The organism is Virgibacillus dakarensis (assembly GCF_900155625.1).
GTDB lineage: Bacteria > Bacillota > Bacilli > Bacillales > Amphibacillaceae > Lentibacillus_C > Lentibacillus_C populi.
On the sequence record NZ_LT732554.1, the window covers coordinates 1,746,036 to 1,762,906 of the forward strand.

General features: G+C 38.6%; 10 protein-coding genes and 2 pseudogenes. 6 read left to right on the forward strand and 6 right to left on the reverse strand.

Features of this window, described 5'->3' with window-relative positions:
* Window positions 1-106: 106 nt before the first annotated feature.
* From CZ382_RS18085 to CZ382_RS18095, 3 genes and pseudogenes are all read left to right on the forward strand, one after another.
* Window positions 107-532, forward strand: a pseudogene (locus tag CZ382_RS18085) (carbohydrate ABC transporter permease); the annotation flags it as partial.
* A gap of 18 nt (window positions 533-550) precedes the next feature.
* Window positions 551-1,369, forward strand: a complete 819-nt coding sequence (locus CZ382_RS18090) for a PfkB family carbohydrate kinase (RefSeq protein WP_088052575.1) — start codon at window positions 551-553, stop codon at window positions 1,367-1,369.
* A 124-nt stretch (window positions 1,370-1,493) separates the two neighbouring features.
* Window positions 1,494-2,243: a GntR family transcriptional regulator gene (locus tag CZ382_RS18095; RefSeq protein ID WP_088052576.1), complete on the forward strand. Its 750-nt coding sequence runs from the start codon at window positions 1,494-1,496 to the stop codon at window positions 2,241-2,243.
* Between the two features lie 233 nt (window positions 2,244-2,476).
* Here CZ382_RS18095 and CZ382_RS24990 read toward each other — a convergent pair.
* From CZ382_RS24990 to CZ382_RS18125, 5 genes and pseudogenes are all read right to left on the reverse strand, one after another.
* Window positions 2,477-3,968 (reverse strand): annotated as a pseudogene (locus CZ382_RS24990) (IS1634 family transposase).
* A 276-nt stretch (window positions 3,969-4,244) separates the two neighbouring features.
* The gene (locus CZ382_RS18110; RefSeq protein ID WP_088052579.1) at window positions 4,245-5,843 is read right to left on the reverse strand and encodes an OPT/YSL family transporter; all 1,599 of its coding nucleotides are present in this window, start codon (window positions 5,841-5,843) and stop codon (window positions 4,245-4,247) included.
* A 24-nt stretch (window positions 5,844-5,867) separates the two neighbouring features.
* Window positions 5,868-6,638, reverse strand: coding sequence for an IclR family transcriptional regulator (locus CZ382_RS18115; RefSeq protein WP_088052580.1), 771 nt, complete (start codon window positions 6,636-6,638; stop codon window positions 5,868-5,870).
* Between the two features lie 50 nt (window positions 6,639-6,688).
* The gene (locus CZ382_RS18120; protein ID WP_088052581.1) at window positions 6,689-8,371 is read right to left on the reverse strand and encodes a hydantoinase B/oxoprolinase family protein; all 1,683 of its coding nucleotides are present in this window, start codon (window positions 8,369-8,371) and stop codon (window positions 6,689-6,691) included.
* Complete coding sequence (locus tag CZ382_RS18125) at window positions 8,361-10,421, reverse strand: hydantoinase/oxoprolinase family protein (protein ID WP_088052582.1); 2,061 nt, start codon at window positions 10,419-10,421, stop codon at window positions 8,361-8,363. The genes CZ382_RS18120 and CZ382_RS18125 overlap by 11 nt, the downstream gene beginning before the upstream one ends.
* A 394-nt stretch (window positions 10,422-10,815) precedes the next feature.
* Between CZ382_RS18125 and CZ382_RS18130 the strand changes: the two genes are divergently transcribed.
* Complete coding sequence (locus CZ382_RS18130) at window positions 10,816-11,403, forward strand: DUF2961 domain-containing protein (RefSeq protein WP_088052583.1); 588 nt, start codon at window positions 10,816-10,818, stop codon at window positions 11,401-11,403.
* A gap of 604 nt (window positions 11,404-12,007) precedes the next feature.
* Here the strand turns inward: CZ382_RS18130 and CZ382_RS24680 are convergent.
* Window positions 12,008-13,747, reverse strand: coding sequence for an ABC transporter ATP-binding protein (locus CZ382_RS24680; RefSeq protein ID WP_088052584.1), 1,740 nt, complete (start codon window positions 13,745-13,747; stop codon window positions 12,008-12,010).
* A gap of 200 nt (window positions 13,748-13,947) precedes the next feature.
* Between CZ382_RS24680 and CZ382_RS18140 the strand changes: the two genes are divergently transcribed.
* Both CZ382_RS18140 and CZ382_RS18145 read left to right on the forward strand, forming a co-directional pair.
* Complete coding sequence (locus CZ382_RS18140) at window positions 13,948-15,324, forward strand: ABC transporter permease (RefSeq protein WP_088053534.1); 1,377 nt, start codon at window positions 13,948-13,950, stop codon at window positions 15,322-15,324.
* 13 nt (window positions 15,325-15,337) lie between these two features.
* On the forward strand, window positions 15,338-16,858 hold the full coding sequence (locus tag CZ382_RS18145; protein ID WP_088052585.1) for an ABC transporter permease: 1,521 nt from the start codon (window positions 15,338-15,340) through the stop codon (window positions 16,856-16,858).
* The last annotated feature ends 13 nt before the right edge of the window (window positions 16,859-16,871 follow it).

Here is a 16,871-nt window from a genome sequence, read left to right on the forward strand (position 1 = left end):
TCTTAGGGTCGCTTTTGTGGTGTTCGTATATTTTCAGTAATGAAAAAAATCGTATACATGTATGGCGTTTGTCTAGTTTGATAATAAGTTCTACAATACTCGTCCTGATACCAGGCTGGCATTGATTTTGCCTTATATTGCCTTTCGGCTGCCAATATGTGTGCTGTTATTGAGGTCATACTTTTTAGGAATACCTAGAGAGTTGAATGAATCAGCCTTGATGGACGGATGCAGCGAGTTTGGGATATATCTTAGAATCTATCTTCCCATGTCATTGCCGATATTAATTACCACAGTAGTATTGACTGCATTTTATGCATGGAATGAGTTTTTGTTTGCCACTGTATTCATTGATACAGAATCACTAAAAACAATTCCATCTGGGTTGATGAATTTCAGAGATGCCCTGCAAACAGATTGGGGCATACTTCTTGCAGGAATGGTCATTGCTTCCCTGCCTATGATAATTTTACTTATTGTACTTCAAAAATATTTGGTTCGAGGTTTATCAGAAGGATCTGTAAAAGGGTAATGGAAAGGATGATCAAAATTGAACATTATAACAATAGGAGATAATGTAGTTGATTGCTATTTAGATAGAGACGAATATTTTCCAGGCGGAAACGCGGTTAATGTAGCGGTTAATTGTAAAAGATCTGGTGCAGAAAAGGTTGGCTATATTGGCGTGTTTGCAACCGACGATAAAGCAGACCATCTAAAATATGCACTAGGCCTGGAGGGGGTAAATTATAACCTGTCACGGGTTGTTAAGGGAGTCAGCGGACAGCCCAAAGTGAATTTGACGAATGATGGAGACAGGGTATTTGTAAGTAGTCCCCAAAATACAGTTCAGCACAAAGTGAAACTGAGACTGGTAGAGGAAGACTATGAATATATTGACCAATTCGATATCTGCCATACGAGTTGTTATTCCTTTCTGGAAGAGGAGCTACCGAAGCTTTCCAGGCATATTAAAGTCTCATTTGATTTCTCGGAGAATTATAATTGGGAGTATCTCGAAAAGGTGTGCCCACATATTTCCATTGGGTTTTTCTCAGGTGCTAGTCTAACAGACGCCGAAATAGAATCTTTAATCAAAAAACTTTCAGAGTATGACCTGGAAACCATTGGAATTACCAGAGGGAGTAAACCAGCAATCTTCATCCATAATGGAAATCGGTACTTACAGGAAGTGGATAATGTGGAGGTCATTGATACAATGGGTGCTGGAGACAGTTTCATAGGCGGATTTTTAACTGATTATTTTACAAATAAAGATATAAAGAAAGCATTGCAATTTGCTGCAAAAAGATCCGGTGTCACTTGTGGTTTTTATGGAGGATTTGGATATCCGAAAGAAATGAAATGATGGTGGCTTCCTTTTCGATTAAAGGATAATAATTCTAGGAATAATAATCAATTCTGTTATAATTATTACAGATTCATCATGATAGTTAATCATATTATCTATTAAGAAAAGGTAGCGTGGAAAAATGGCAAATTTTAAAGAAGTAAATAAAGAAAATTCTATCTTTTTGTATGAACAAATCAAGCTCGGGATCAGAGATATGATCGAAAGGGAAGAAATCAAAAAGGGAGACAGGCTCCCAATTGAAAAGGAATTGTGCGATCAATTTAATGCCAGCAGAATAACCGTAAGGAGAGCAGTAAAGGAACTTGAAAGTGAAGGAATCATTGAAGTGATTCACGGTAAAGGAACCTTCGTGAAAGGCCTCAGACGTCCTATTCACATCCTTGATTTGAAGGGATTTACAGAAGGTCTGTCTTCCTCAGAAAATCACTTCACCAAAGAAGTTATAAGGAAAGAAATCATAACAGCAGACGAATTTTTAATGGAAAAGTTTAATCGGGACAGCCCTTTTGAAGTCGTGAAGCTGGTAAGAGTCATCAAAGATGACCACGATGTTTTCAGTGTTGATTTCGCATACCTGCCTTATGATGTCTATCCAAATATTTTACCGAAGATAGAGGATAATGTTTCTACATTCAGAATCATTCACGATGATTATGGGGTGAAGTTTAAAAATGCAAAAAAGGATATTGAAGTCTCTCTCCCTACTATGGAAATAAGTAAACTTTTTGATATTTCGAATTCCGATCCGGTTATAAAGGTAAATAAGGTTATTAATGATAATAATGATATTCCAGTGCATTATTCGGAGTATTATTTGTTGGGGAGCAGGGTTAGTTTTTATATTGATGTTGATGTGGAGGATGAGTGATTTTTGTAGGAATAGCGGTAGCTATTCCTGTTTTTTGGTTTTTAGTTTTCAAGGGCAACTTTGCCCTTGAAATGTATTAACCCAGATTCCCCGCAAACACATTAAAGCCATACTTTTCCACCATGCAAATGTCATAAAAACAATTCCAAGTTGTTTTTATGACATTTTTTTACAATACATGACAAACCTCGTAGTATTCGACACAAAACAGACAAAGGATGTTCATGCACTTGTTACTTGCTCAGTTTTTCGACAGCATTTTTGCTATTTGGCTGTGTAAAAACAGCATCGTACATTCCCAATAATCCTAAAATTCGTTTCACCCTTGCTTTTGCGTTTTCCGGTAATACTCTTATTATTTCCCATCCTGTTTGAAATGAACGATATCAACCGTGTCCAGAATCTCTAATACGGATTCTCCTGTTGGGCGAAAGCTGTTTCTGCTGCCCCCCATCAAGTCAAGTGGCTCGTCTTCCATTTCCATGCTTTAGCGGATGAGACATTCGAACACGCTGTACACCATCACGCTTAACATCATGACATAGGCAAAAGCTTCTTCACGCTTAGGCTTTTCCAGGAAGTCTCTGCCGATAAAATAGGGGTTTTTCAAAAATCGGAATCGGTTTTCTACTGTTTGCTGCTCCTTGTAGGCTTTTAGCAACTACTCCACATCCGGCGTCTCCAGTTTATTCATATTGTTTGTTATCAGGATAAAGGTCGATGGCTTTTCACGTAGTTGTTCCAATTGTTCGTCGGATGGTGGATGAATGACCAGTTTTACGGTATAGACCGTCACTGATGGTGGCGTGGTTTCGCCTTTTTTGGGACGTCCCCGTTTTTTTCCGTTTTCCTGCCCTTGTTTCTGAAGCAACATATCTTTCTATCATATGAGCGCCGCGGTGAAATTCGGACAGGGCAAGCTTTGCATCACGTTCACAGGAAAAGTCCTTTTTCTCCAGTTTTTCTTTGTCTTTTTCCCACTTCTGTTTTTCTTTTTCGATTTGGGATGTGATACTTTTTTTGTTTTCGTCCGTCCCACTTATTGGAGTGAACAATGACAAATAGATACGTCTTTCCATCCAGTTTGTCTTTTGCCAACGCTTCCGGGGAAAACCAGTCCGTTATGGTCTTCGAAAAGTGGCCATTTCATTTTTGTCGTCCTGGTTTCCATCCAGAGTTTCTCCATATACCGAAGTTCCCTGACCCGTTGTTCCCATTCCGAACTTTATTTGCGGCAGATCCGGCCGGTGATCTTTGGAATAACCGCGCATAATTTTAAGAAGATGATCGCTTCCTTGTCCTGTCCTGTGTACACAAACGAGGTGGTATCAATATGAAGTCTGTCTAAACTCAAAGCTGATATAGCTTCCTGCACACCTTGAACCGCCTGGATATAAACTTTTTTCAGGTCAGTATGGTAAAGAGCGTCCAGTGCCCGTCCTAATGCATCATCATTAAAATCATGGGCTCTATTTCTGAACCAAATAATAATTCCACATCCTGCCCCTCGTAGAACTCTTCTATTTTGTAAAGTGCCTTTCGACTCGTCAATTGATTGATCATGATTACTCCAATGCAGGTGCCAAGATATATTGCAATCTTCCTTTTTTACGTGAGATAGTTCATCGATCCGCTTGATTAGCCCTCAATTAACTGACGAATAATGGGTGCAACTCCTACATGGCATACTTGAAAATCGGGAATTTGCGGGGCTGTGTTGTTCAATGTCATCACCTCATTGGACTTGTACCTTTACCCTTCGACAATTTTAGCAACGAAGTCCTGCAAAAAAGATTATAAGTTGTAGGGTGGGCGGGGAATATGGGTAATGAAGATGGTGACGGCGAATTATTGACTTCTTTTCCTAGGGAATTTCAGATATTGTAATTGAAAAGGCACTAAATAACCCCTGCCTATTGATTTTACTATAGAGGCGGGGGTTATTTAATAACGATGTTTAACAATAATAATGAGTTTTCTGAATTAAATGATCCCTATATTCTATTTACCCACTTTAATAATCGAATTTAAGAAACTATAAATCGCGTCTCCTGCAATGACTCCTGCAGCCATAATCGTCATATTTTGTTCATGTTGGGGAGCTTTCTTAAGTACAATTATTCTGATAATGATACCTACTAAAACAGCCCACCCAGCAAGCGGATTGATTAATAACAAGCCTGTACTAAACAAAATCCCCAGCTGTTTTCCCGATCCTCCAATAAGTTGTAAAATTGCTCCTGGTATAGCCCATATGATCAAATGCAGAGCAATACTATTAGATACACCTAATTGGATTGCAGCCGCATATACATGATTAATAGGTGGAATTAAACCTTGGGAGAAATAATGATTAAAGGTAAGCAGCACGATGATGGCGGCAACAGAAAATCCAACCATTGCAACTAACAATTGATGTTTCCGCCCTTCTTTTTCAAATGCTGGATCCTCGCCGTTTCCCCTCAAGATAAACCCGGTTTTCAAATCGTAACCCATATCAGCAAATGCTACTCCTGTACATGCGCTAAACCCTGCCAGCATGGCCAACGCTTCAGTCGGAAAGCCGATTAATATTCCAATGATTAGTGTGATTAATGCAACTGCAAAAGCTGGAAACCAGCCTGCATGCATGGCAGCAATACCGACAATTAGTTCATGGGCAAATGCTGCCGCCGCTGCAAATAAGGCAAAACCAATGATCATAAAAAGCGACATATTTGTGTACAAGCCGCCTATGATAGCCATAATAATGGAAACAATCACGTACGCTATAAAACCGTAGCCGAACCCTTGGCCAATCTCCCTTGTATTTTTTGCATACGCTTTTTCCTCATTTTTGACCTTTTTGTTCTTATTAAATATAATGAACAAAACTTGAAACAGTGCTACAATGCCTGCACCAATCATAAATCCGTGCGGTATATAATAATCATCTAAATTAACGCCTATGATTGATGGAGAATATGAGCTAGCCAATAAACCCAAACCAAACATCGAAAGTGCCCAAATATTTCCGATGAAAGCGACACCGAATGCCGACATCGGTATTTTTAATATCGAGCCTATTATTCCAACGCCGATTCCTGTCAGAAGATATTTGGCTCTTTTTCCGCCCTCATCACCAGCTTTAATGGCTTCTGCAGTAGCAATACCAGGGGGCCAAGCTTCTTTTGCCGGGAAAACCTTCGTGTCAAAAAACTTATACAATAACAACGCATCAACAAACATCGCCATGATGACGCCAATGAAAAGTGGAATAATTAATTGAGTCATTCCCAACACATATGGGATACCGATTGGGAGAATTAAACTGCTTGCGGCCCCAAAGGTTGCTGCAGAGATAGAAGTTTGCACTAAATTTTGGGAATGAATCGATTTGAATTTGACTAACTGTTGCAACGGTATTCGGGACAAAATCATGGCAAAAACAGCACCTACAATCGATGTGTTTGCTGAAATCCCCAATGATGTAATTAACTGAACTCCGATTATTGCACCGATTACCGCTAAGAAAATGATTACGGTTAATATTGCAGGATCCTTAATAGATGGATGTTCTATTTCTGGGTGTTTAACATCTATGAATTCTTTTTCTTCCATCGCTGAACCTCCCTAATTTCATGGTTATTTATATACATCATCAACACCTAATAATTGAATAGATTGCTCAATTTCCGTTTTCCCCTTCAGAAGCCTGTCTAAAAATAGACTCTTTTTATCTGGAGTTATCCGGTAAATGGGCCCCGCAATGGTTAACGACCCGAGAATTTTCTCATCCTTTCCAAAGATGGGCACCCCGATACCGAAAACATCCTCTGAAAATTCCCCTTCTGAGTAACACCATCCCTGTTGTTTGATTTCTTCCAGACTGCTTAAAATTTCCTCTTTTTCTACCAAGGTCCGATCCGTAAATTTATTCGTTCCATTATTTATAATTTCCTTTTGTTCTGCCGGAAGCAGGAATGCCATGATTACTTTACATGAAGCTCCAACATAGAGAGGGGTTTGATACCCAATGGATACGGCAAATTTAATTTGCTGGGGACTTTCCGAAATTTCCACGGTTGTACCAGCAAAACCATCTCTCCATGTCAAAAATACAGATTCATTTGTCTCATTACTAAGCGATTTCATGATAGGAACAACAAAGTCGGATAAATTGACTTTTTGCTGAACAGCTGATAGTAAGTCAAGCATCTTTGATCCAAGTTCATACTTCTTTGTCACGTTATCCTGTACCAAAAATCCTTTACTCTCATAAGTTTTTAATATCCGATATAGGACGGTATGATTCATATCCATTTCCTTGGCAAGTTCTCTTAATCCCCATGTAATATGTTGTTTTGTAAACTTACTTAATACATCTAATGCGATTCCCAAAGTTTTCAAAGTCATCTATGCCACCACTTTTCAAGGATGTTCAAAAGGTTAAACATCCTTTTTTATCAATCATCGTTTAACCTTACATCAAATAGTTTCTCTGCCTCTTCTTCGCTAAAAAATTCATTTTTGACATCCAGTTTCACTTTTCCTTTATCTCTTAACTTAGGATCACCATAGCCTCCTCCTGAAGGTGTGACCAATTGAGCAACGTCGCCTTTATTCAACTCCATTCTTGTCGACACTCCAAATGGGCCAACAATTTCTCCGTCTTTTCGATAAACCTTTATCAGGCTGGATGCCCCGTCATTCCCACCGTTCATCCCCCATGGTTTAAATGAAAATCTTCCGTAACTTGCCGATAGATGTTGCTTATCACTTAAAATTTCGTACGATCGAACGACACCTTTACCACCAATAAATTCACCAGCGCCACTACTGTCATCCCGGAAGCTGTATTCTTTTACTCTGACACCATACTTTATTTCTGCTACCTCGATAGGAACATTATATGTTTCACCGTCTCCCATACAGAATTGTCCACCTTGACCGTCGTGATTATCACCTGCTCCCCAACCACCTACAGAAGGCTCTACAATAAGGAAATCATCGTTCGTATCTGGATGCACCCCTGACAATGTTACTGAACATACGGATAACAAATGACCTGCGGAAAGCCGATCCGGTAAAGATGGGGCAAGTGCTTTCCAAATCAATTCTGCTCCGCCAAGTCTAGCTTCAAAATTCATAGATACGGGAGCAGGTCTTTCCGCCGAAACAATGGATTGCTTATCAGTGATAATTCGTAGTGGTTTAAACAAACCTTCCGTAATATTGAACTTTGGCCGAAGAATGGCTAAAAACATGACCCTAACACTAGCAACTAACCCGTAATAGGAGCAGTTTACTGGATTGGTTACTTGTGGATGAGATCCCCGATAATCACAAATAAATTCATCATCTGTGATGGTTACTTTTACTTTGATGTTATAAGGCCCACCTTTTTTTGGATCCCCTTCAATAAAGTCTTCCGCTTCAAAAGAACCTCTGGGCAAAAGCGCTAATTCTTTGAGTGCGTATGTTTCAGAACTTTTTATTAAGTTATCAATAACATCCGTAACCGTGTCCGATCCATAACTGTTGCATAATTCGACAAATCGTTTCGCGCCCGTTCTTAATGCTGCAACTTGGGCCCACATATCGCCAATTGATAATTTGGGCAGCCTTACATTTGTGGAAATAATTTTTTCAACCGCTTTATTTAACTTTCCTTTTTCAAATAATTTAACACCGGGCAGCTGGATTCCTTCTTGATATATCTCAGTAGCATCATTCGTAAAAGAACCGGGATCCTTCCCGCCAACTTCCGTCCAATGCCCCTTATTGGCTGAAAAAGCAACTATCTTCCCATCAGAAAAAATCGGCATCACCAAGCCAACATCTGAGAGGTGAGAACCCCCACCAGTATAAGGATCATTAATAATAATGATATCTCCCTCATACAAATCATCTTTGTGATCGGCAATTACCGACTTAACCATTGGACTTAACATGCCAATAAACGAGGTAACCCCATTTCCCTGGCTGACTAAATTCCCCTGTGCATCCGTTAAACCACACGCATAATCCAGTACTTCATAAATAATCGGGCTCATTGATGTCCTTGCCAAGGCAGCAAACATTTCGTCACCAATCGATAATAATGAATCTTTTATTACCTCGTTTACAAATGGGCTATTATTGTTCATAAACTTTTTCCACCTCAATCTCAATAATAATATTTCCGAATGCATCGATTTCTGCTTTTTGATTATCCAAAATTAACGTTGAAGACGTACTTTCCTCGATAATTGCCGGTCCCATTACAACATGCGATGGATCTAACAAATTTCTGCTGTGAATTGGAATCTCTACCCATCCTTGATCCCTAAAATACACATTCCTATATTCTAGAGTAGTTTCTTCTAATGTAGCTCCGGTTTCTTCTAATTTGCGCAATTTATGTTTTTCCACTTGGCCGAAACCTGTTAAGTGAAGGTTTACTATTTCTACTTCTGCATCTGGCAGTATAAATGTATAACTTTGTTCATGTAACTCATGAAATTTATTTTTTAAGTTTTTTATAAAATTAGCATCCCACGCATCATTCGTAATTGGAACCTTTACCGTATGCTCTTGACCTTCATAACGAAGGTCAACAAATTTATTAAAAATAACTCTCTCATTTTGAATGTTTTCTTCAGTGTATTGTTCTAAGGCTTCTTGCTCCATCTTATTCCATAGATTATTAATTTCATTGAATTCAATTCTATTTAATTTCTGTAAATAGGTTTGAATATAATCATGACGAATGTCAGTCATAAGCATGCCCCAAGCTGAAAAGACGGAAGCTGAAAACGGTACGATAACTTTTTTCATACCCAAGTTCCTTGCAAGTTCAGCTGCATGCATCGGCCCCCCGCCACCAAAGGCAATCATTGTGAATTCGGAAGGGTTATATCCTTTCCTTACCGAGATGAGCTTTAGCGCATTTAACATATTGGAATTTGCCATCTCGATAATACCTAATGCTGCCTCCTCTGTTGTCGTAGTAAATTTATCGGCAACCACTTCTTTAATCGCGTTATTAACTGGTTGTTTATTTACCTGGTAATCAAAGTTTTTCTCGGAAAGTCTACCAACTAATAAATTTGCATCGGTTGTAGTTGGCTGTTCTCCTCCTTGTCCATAACATACCGGACCAGGATTCGAACCAGCGGATTGTGGGCCAACTTTTAAAGAACCCAATTCGTCAATCCAGGCAATTGATCCACCACCATTTCCAATTTCCACAATATCTACTACTGGAGCCTTAATCGGATATCCCGCACCTTTTTCCGACCTTTCTATATAATAATCAGTCGTAACCCGAACTTCACCATTATTGATTAATGAACATTTTGCAGTTGTACCACCGATATCAAAAGCAATAATATTACTCTCTCCTATCATTTCTCCTAATACAGCTGCACCATAAATTCCGGCAACTGGTCCTGATTCTACCAAATTTATCGGATAGTCCTTTGCACTTTCGAAAGTAGTTACTCCCCCATTGGATTGCATGATATATTTAATGCCATCATAATGATGATCACTCAATCTATTTGATAGATTATTAATATACGTGTTCAATATTGGCTTCACATATGAATTTAAAACGGCAGTATTCGTCCGTTCATATTCCCTCCACTCTTTAGTTATTTCACTTGATGCACTAACAGGTATGCCCGGCCAAATTGCTTGCACAATCCTGACTACCTCTTGTTCATGAATGGGGTTTTTATAAGCATGTAATAAACAAACTGCTATCGCCTCAACCTTTTCCTGTTTGAAATAATCTACAATATCGATGACATCTTGCTTATTTAGCGGCTGAAGAACCTCCCCTTTGTAATCCATTCTTTCCTCTACTTCTTTTCTTAAATATCGCTCAACAAAAGGCTTTGGTTTTTCATATTTAAAATTATATAAGTCTGGTCTATTGCCCCGAGCTATTTCTAATACATCTCTGATTCCTTTTGTTGTAATTAGTCCAACTTTTGCCCCCTTTCTCTCTGTAAGTGTATTGATAACAACGGTAGACCCATGGAAAAACATATCAATAGATTCAAAACTTATACCGCTCTTGTCAATGACATCAATGATACCGTTTTCAAAATTTGGTGGAGTGGAATGCGCTTTATCAAATCCCATATTTCCTTCATTATCAATATAAATAAGATCGGTAAAAGTACCGCCAATATCTGTAGCGACTCTCATCTATATCATACTCCCTTCAATAAGTTGGTTCTATATTAGAAACAGTGGTTCATTTTTTTATATTCTACACATTATCATATATTTAAAAAATTTACAAACACGGTTAGTTCCTAAAAGGTTGGTTCGTTAAAAAATGCTTTAAAAAAATCTGACAGCCTCATTTGCTATGTTAAAGTGCAGCGATACCATATTTACTCTTTAAAGTGTATGTTTGTAATCATCTTCCGCAGCTTATACAATTTCCTTGTCCTGTTGGCACTAAGGCGTCGACATTAGGGCAAAGGTTCATCATCTTGGGAAGCATATACAAGCTCTTCTATTAAGAAATTCATATTATTTTTATACAAAAAGTTAAACGTTTAAATTCACAACTAAAGCTTAAGGTAGTGACAGTATGAAGATGAAAATAATGAAAATAACATTAAACGATGTGAGTAAATATTGCGGTTTATCGACTGCCACAGTTTCGCACGGTCACTATGTTGGTACCTACTTAGCGCTTACGGCTCTGGAACGTTATTGGTGGGGAGAGGGAGAATTTAAATTCTTTATTGATGACGATCACCATTATCCAACGATTTGCGGAACAGGTACGGAGGATTATTTTGGTGGTGCTTGGGCATTTCACAAGAAGCAGTCGGACGGGACGATAACATCATCTACTTATAATACACCATTCTTGGGGTATGCATTTCAGTCTACAAAGGACCATACAAGGGATAACTTTCCCAAAAAGGATGCTATTCCTACCCATGGATTCGGAAATGATGCGCTTCCAATGCATGGACTATATAGATGGCATATACCTGACCCAATACGTTTCAATAAAAATCTAAAGGTTGTGTTGCAACAAATTGGTAATGATGATATCAAACTATATGAACGTTCGGACGATGTATCTTCAGTAGCATATTGGTACCAAGTGGAGCCTCACCAACCTTTTCCAACTTTCCCAGATGTGCAAGCGCGTAGACCGATATAGTTGGTAGTAGGATTAGTGGAGCTTGTTATAACCTTCACCATATCGGGCTATTGGATTATGTAGTGCTGTTCTTTGGATTAGGAGGCCAAACTATTGATTCGGTATGATTGTAACAGTTGAACCGGATATCTACGTGAAATGCATAGGGGGATTTAGGCTTTCTGTTACAGTCTTAGTAACGGAAGGCGGCCTGGTAGCCCTCATTGATTAATAATACATTAAACGCCCTTACAAACTGCCAGGGCGTTTCTTTGAAAATCCTATCTATAAAATAGTTTATTTGATTGATTAGAAGGATTTATATTTAGATGTCTATTAATTATATCTCGATATAATTCACCCTTAGTATGAGTCAACTTTAGCCTTTTTATCTAAACCTATATTCCACACCCACTTGAAGGCATTTCATTTTTTGATCCGCTCATGAGGCGGAGATATCTTCAGTTATTCAACTGTTTAGGGTTCGCTGAATAAATAAAGTCTCCTATTATCCCAAAGAATTTAAGCGTCTTTGTCGAATAAATATGTAATGGAAACACCAATTAGCCGATACCTGGGCTCTCCTTGTTCCACCAAGGCAGGAATGGAGTCACCTCAGATAGGACTACTTGCACGGCATAGCTACCCAGTGCCCCTCAGAAACCTCATTAAGTTCGGAATTCTCAACATCAAATTTAAATTCTTTGGTCGGTTCGGTCAACAAGGTTCTTTTTTTCTTTGATTCAATTTTTGGATCGGGGATGGGAATCGCAGATAGCAATGATTTCGTATAATCATGCTGCGGGTTGCTGTATAGTTCTTCGCTTTCAGCAAGTTCTACAATTTTCCCCGCATACATTACAGCCACTCGATCACTAATATGCTTTACCATAGATAGATCATGGGCAATGAACAGATAGGTTAGCCCAAGACGCTGCTGCAAATCCTCCAATAACTTTACAATTTGAGCCTGAATGGACACATCAAGTGCAGATAAGGGTTCGTCACAGACGATAAACTTCGGTTCCACAGCTAGTGCACGTGCAATACCTATACGCTGACGCTGTCCACCTGAGAATTCATGTGGGTAACGGAAGGCATGTGATGATTCTAGTCCGACCATATCAAGCAGTTCTTCAACTCTCTTCTTCCTAGCCTCCTTACTCTTGCTCAATTTATGTATATCTAACGCTTGACCAATAATATCGATCACCCTAAATCGGGGATTAAGCGAAGAATAAGGGTCCTGAAAGATCATTTGCATATGGCGGCGCATTGCTTTCATTTCTCTTTTGGATAACCGGTTTACAGGGACTCCCTGATATAAAATACTGCCATCTGTAGGTTCATTAAGACGTAAAACGGAACGACCTGTCGTTGATTTGCCAGAACCTGATTCCCCAACTAGACCAAGTGTTTCCCCATGTTGAATATGGAAACTAATATTATCTACTGCTTTTAGGACATCTCCTTTACCTAAAATAAAGTGTTGCTTGAGTGATTTGACAGCAAGTAAAGGTCTACTTGGATCCATTTTAGTCTGAATAAGTGGTGCCTTCTTCGGTTTTTTCTTTTCATTTAAACGTGGCAGCGCATGTAAAAGCTTTAAAGTGTACGGATGCTCGGGGTCGGTAAGTATTGCTTCCGTTTTCCCAGTCTCTACAATCTCTCCTTCTTTCATTACAACAACCCGGTCACACATACCAGCAACCACCCCAAGGTCATGTGTAATTAAAATAATTGATGTACCAAAGCGCTCTTGTATATTCTTCATCAGTGCTAAAATTTGTGCTTGAATTGTTACATCCAGTGCAGTTGTGGGTTCATCTGCGATCAGTAACGCAGGTCGGCAGGAAAGTGCAATAGCAATCACAACGCGTTGCCGCATTCCTCCCGAAAATTCATGGGGGTATTGGTTATAACGACGTTCACTGTCCTTGATACCAACTAGCTCCAGAAGTTCAATGGTTTGTTCCTTGGCCTGTTTCTTCGATAATTGTTGATGCTTTATTAAACTTTCAGCTATTTGGTTGCCAATTCGTATCCTTGGATTAAGCGAAGTCATTGGATCCTGAAATATCATACCGATATCTCTCCCACGTATCGATTCCATCTCTTTTTCTGTTTTATTGGCAAGATTTTCTCCAAGAAAAGTAATTTCTCCATCTTTTATATAAGAAGGTGGTGAGGGGAGCAGGCGCATGATCGCCCGGGCAGTAACACTCTTGCCACTTCCAGATTCTCCTACTATACCAAGAGTTTCTCCATTATTCAGATCAAAACTAACACCTTTTACGGCTTCAAATTCATCATCTCTAGTTTGAAAGGATACATTTAAATTATTAACTTGCAATATAGGTTCCAACTGTTTCACCTGCCATATCCATCATTAAAAATACTATTGTAGAATCCTGAGTATTGACATCGGATTAGTAATATTATAAAGTTTACTATATAACTAGGGTTTTTGCAAATTTAATGGAAATAAAGGGGGTACATTTTGTGGAGGGTGGTGACGTCAAAACTGCTGATCTACCAGGGTTGATTCCATATACGTATGGAAAGATGCAACACAGGCATACATATCAATTTATCCTGTTTATTTTGGGCTTGCCAGTTTATTTATATGTGTTTGTCATCTATTTATTCCGAAAGAAAAATGATGCGTATTTTTCTATACGTGAAGAAATAAAACAATCCTTGCTTTCATCAGAATATAGTGAAAGAATGAAGCTGGAATTTAAGGATGAGCTAGTACAGAAACGGAAATTTTTTAATACTGATATAAGTGAAAAGCAAATAGATAATCAAGTGGAGAAGTGGACAGCTGAGTATTTTGACAAAACACTTGCTGAAAAGACAACAAAAAAATTAAAAGAACAAGGAAGAGAAAGGGTAACATTTGCTGGCACCTTTCAACAGCTTTTATTAAAACGACTGTTTTTATATTTATCGTTTATTCCGGGACTGCTTATGTATAGCTTCATTCTTTTATATAGTAACCCTTACATCAAATATTTGGTTGAACGACTGTTCATGACGATATTTGTTGTGGTCGGTGTTGTATTTTTTGTGTTTACTATTTTGTACTTATCACCGTTTGATCCGGCGGCTAATATTCTTGGAGAAACGGCAACAAAAGATCAGATTGCAGCGTTTAATCATTTGCATGGGCTTGATCAACCTTATTTTATTCAATTGTGGGAAGCGATGAAAGGAATTGCCACGTTTGATCTTGGACTGTCCTTTGAAGGAAAAGAGGATGTAGCGGCAAGTATTGCTAACCGGTTTCCTGTAACCTTTAAATTAACTGTAATCTCATTAATTATGGCAGTATTGGTTGCTATCCCAATTGGAATCATTTCAGCGATGAAACGTAACTCATTTTTGGACTATACATTCATGTTTATTGCGTTGATAGGATTGTCTATTCCAAATTTCTGGCAAGGCCTTTTATTCATATTAGGCTTCTCAATCAAACTGAAATGGTTGCCAGCTACGTTTAATCCGGAGAGCTGGTTATCCATGATTATGCCTGTCATTGTACTTGGCACAGCACTTACGGCATCTGTTGCAAGGATGACGCGTTCATCGATGCTTGAAGTGATTAACGAAGATTATATTATAACTGCTAAATCAAAAGGACTAAGTCAGTCACAGGTTTTACGTAAGCACGCGATCGGTAATGCAATGATACCGATTATTACGGTGATTGGTTTGTTATTTGGTGGAATGCTAGGCGGGGCGGCGGTTACAGAGAAAGTGTTTAATATAAGCGGTATAGGCAGTTACATCGTTGACAAGCAATTTATTCCCGACATCCCAGCGATCATGGGAGGTGTTGTCTATGTTGCGATTACAATTTCTTTAGTCAATGTGATTATTGATATTATGTATGCATTTTTTGACCCGCGTATCCGCTCAAAGATGAAACAATATTAAAGCAGGTGCAGCAATGTTAAATATTAAAGGGAAAGTTCACGAGAATAAAAACGAACATGAACATGCATTGAAGTTATATGTTGAATATACACAGGCCAATTTCACTTGTATCCTGTCGCTGATTGTTACCATTGTTTTGTTATTGGCCAGTATCGATATAACTAGTCTTACTATAAAACCTTATTTGTTTATAGCTTTTGTCGCGTATGCAATATTTACAGGGATGCAAATTGTTATTACACAAAAGATAAAAAAAGACCTGTTAATGTTGGGGGAAATACAAAAACATACAAGAAAATGGGGGTATATTCAACTCTTCAGTATATTAACAGGAAATATTTTTATAGTTATTTTTGCCCTTAATTTAATAAAAATGAAACAGACACCGGAATACACCTTTGCTGTATATATGGTGCTTACACAGATAGCGATAATCGCCATTTCAGCGCTGAATGTCTTTAAGCCTTATGTTGCGAATCTATTTCCTATAGCCATGATTGTTCTATTTATCATTACACTATTTCAGATAGCTGTTCTTTTCATTGTTGCGAGATACGCAAACGGACATACAGTGGATCAACGAATGATATTTATTGTGATTCCGCTTTTTATCATTTCTGTTACTGGGAATTTCTTTGCCTTATTACTGGGATGCAGTTTGCTTATTAAAATCCGCAACAACTATAGGCCGGGTACAGGTAAGTGGAATGGGATTTGGGAAAAAATATCCCAAAATATGACGGCGATGTTAGGTATGCTTTTTATCATCGTAGCGTTTTCCATATCAATTTGCAGCTATTTCACGTTTGACTATGATATGGCGGTTGAAAATAATTACAGTGCGATTCTTCAGTCACCAAGTCCGGCTTATCCGCTTGGTACGGATAATTTTGGTAGAGATGTATTTTCAAGAATTGTATTTGGTGCACGAATATCGCTTGTTGTGGGCATAGCATCGACTGCAATCCCAGCAGTTATCGGGGGGATATTTGGGGCATTAGCAGGCTATTATAGTCAGCGAACAGACAATATAATAATGCGGTTACTTGACGTACTGTATGCCATCCCTGGTCTGCTGTTGGCGATCGCAATCATTGCTGCTTTTGGGGCAAACACGATTAATTTAATCCTTGCACTTAGTGTTGGTTCTATCCCTACCTATGCAAGAACGATGCGGGCAAATGTATTGATGGTGTCGAATTATGAGTTTGTGGATTCTGCTCGTGCGCTTGGTTCAAGTGATTTATCGATTATTTTTAAATATATTGTTCCAAATTCACTGGCGCCAATGATTGTTAAGGCAACACTCACAATTGGTGGAGCTGTTATTGCAACAAGCAGTCTCAGCTATCTTGGGCTTGGTGTAGAACCACATATTCCGGAATGGGGAAACATTTTAAAACTGGGTAGTGAATACCTGGAGTCTAATTCCTATCTGGCAATCTTTCCAGGCTTTGCTATTATTGCGCTTGTATTGTCATTTAATTTTTTAGGAGATGCATTGCGGGATGCACTTGATCCGAAAATGGATTAAATAAATATCAGGG